The sequence below is a fragment of the Kitasatospora sp. NPDC091257 genome, from assembly GCF_044757675.1.
GTDB lineage: Bacteria > Actinomycetota > Actinomycetes > Streptomycetales > Streptomycetaceae > Kitasatospora > Kitasatospora lactacystinica.
In genome coordinates, this window is sequence record NZ_JBIVVI010001579.1 from 1 (window position 1) to 1699 (window position 1699).

Consider the following 1699-nt stretch of genomic DNA (forward strand, 5'->3'; position numbering starts at 1 on the left):
CGCCGATGCCGGTGCCCGCGACGACCGGCACCGCCGCACCCGCCGTGCCGAGCGCGTACTCCTGGAACCGGGCGGCGATCCCGGCCAGCCGGTGGGCCTGGGCCATCGGCAGGGAGACCGAGATCGCGCCGATGCCGGTGCCCGCGACGACCGGCACCGCCGCACCCGCCGTGCCGAGCGCGTACTCCTGGAACTGGGTGATCGGGACGGCCCGCCGCGGGCCCTGGCGCGGCAGCAGCGGCAGGCAGGCCGGGTCCCGCAGGGTGTACGGGGTGAACGGCACCATCGGGTAGCGGGCCAGGTGGGCCCGGCGCTCCTCGGCCGTCATCAGGGCCAGCAGGGTCTTGCCGGCCGCGTGGGCGTGCGCGCCGGCCCGGAAGTCGTGCCGGTCGACCAGCGGCGCGCCGGGGGCCTCGGCGGCCTCGACCAGTTCCACCTCGCCGTGCCGGTACCAGGTGAAGTAGACGGCGGCGGACAGTTCGTCGGCGAGCACGCCCAGCAGCGTCCGGAGCCGGGCCCGGCCGGTCGCCGGGCCGTCGTCCCGGATCAGCCCGGCGACCGCGGGGCCGGTCCGGTAGAGCCCGCTGCGGCGTTCCAGGTAGTGGTCGTGCACCAGGGTGCGCAGCAGGTGGTAGGCGGTGCCCAGGGCGAGATCGGTGTCCCGGGCGAGCTGCTTGGCGGTGGCGCCCTTGGGGTAGCGGGCGGCCGCCTCCAGCAGGCGCAGGGCGCGCTGGGCGGAGGCGATGAGGGTGGGGGCGGTACCGACGGCCGCGACCGCGTTCGTCATGCCGGGGCCGACCCGGCGCGGGGCGCGGCTGCCGCGGGTATCAGCGGACCGGAGGGCGGCGCGAGAGGTAGTAGAACGTTCATATAGAAATCTTGCGGCCGTCGGCGCCTCACGCATATGCCCGAATCGGCGCGTCGGACCGATCCGATCCTCCTACTCGGCGGCGGCCTGGTCGACCAGCGGCAGGATCCGGTACGGCACCGGGTTCTCCAGCACGATCGCCGTGGACGAGCGGACGATCCCGTCGAAGCCCAGCACCCGGTCGATCACCCGCTGCAGATCGGCGTTGGACCGGGCCACGATCCGCACCAGCATGTCCCCGATCCCGGTGATGGTGTGCAGCTCCAGCACCTCCGGCACGCTCGCCAGGTGCGCCCGCACGTCCGCGCCCTGGCCCTGGGAGATCTCCAGGGTGGCGAAGGCCGTCACCGGGTAGCCGATCGCCGCCGGGTCCACCTCCGGGCCGAAACCGCCGATCACGCCCTTGGCCTGGAGCCGGTCCAGCCGGGCCTGCACGGTGCCCCGGGCGACCTGCAGCCGGCGCGAGCACTCCAGCACCCCGATCCGGGGCTCCTCGGCGAGCAGCCGGATCAGCCGGCCGTCCAGGATGTCGATGGCGTCGTTGGTGCTGCCCGCCTGGGCGGCGGAAGACCCCTGCGGAGCGGAGGAAGACCCCTGCGGAGCGGAGGAAGACCCCTGCGGAGCGGAGGAAGATCCCTGCGGAGCGGCGGAGTTGGGCGAGCCGGGGGAGCTCGGGACGTGAGCGGGGGGCATCGACGGCACCGTCCTGTGGTGGGCATTCTGTACAGCGGCGCGGCCGATTCTCCCGTTCCGGGGCACAGCTTGACCAGGAGGAAACGGAACAGTTGCGCGCAGGTCGGACCGGCGCCACCCTCCAGCCACACCCCCGTG

2 protein-coding genes are annotated in these 1699 nt (G+C 74.3%); both read right to left on the minus strand.

Annotated features, from left to right (window positions below; genetic code table 11):
* Positions 1 to 787, minus strand: a 787-nt coding sequence (locus ACIQOV_RS40430; RefSeq protein ID WP_401055996.1) for a helix-turn-helix domain-containing protein, incomplete at its 3' end; no start/stop codon positions are given.
* 153 nt (positions 788 to 940) lie between these two features.
* Entirely contained in the window at positions 941 to 1402 is a 462-nt protein-coding gene (locus ACIQOV_RS40435) for an Lrp/AsnC family transcriptional regulator (RefSeq protein WP_401055998.1), read from the minus strand.
* Positions 1403 to 1699: the final 297 nt, after the last annotated feature.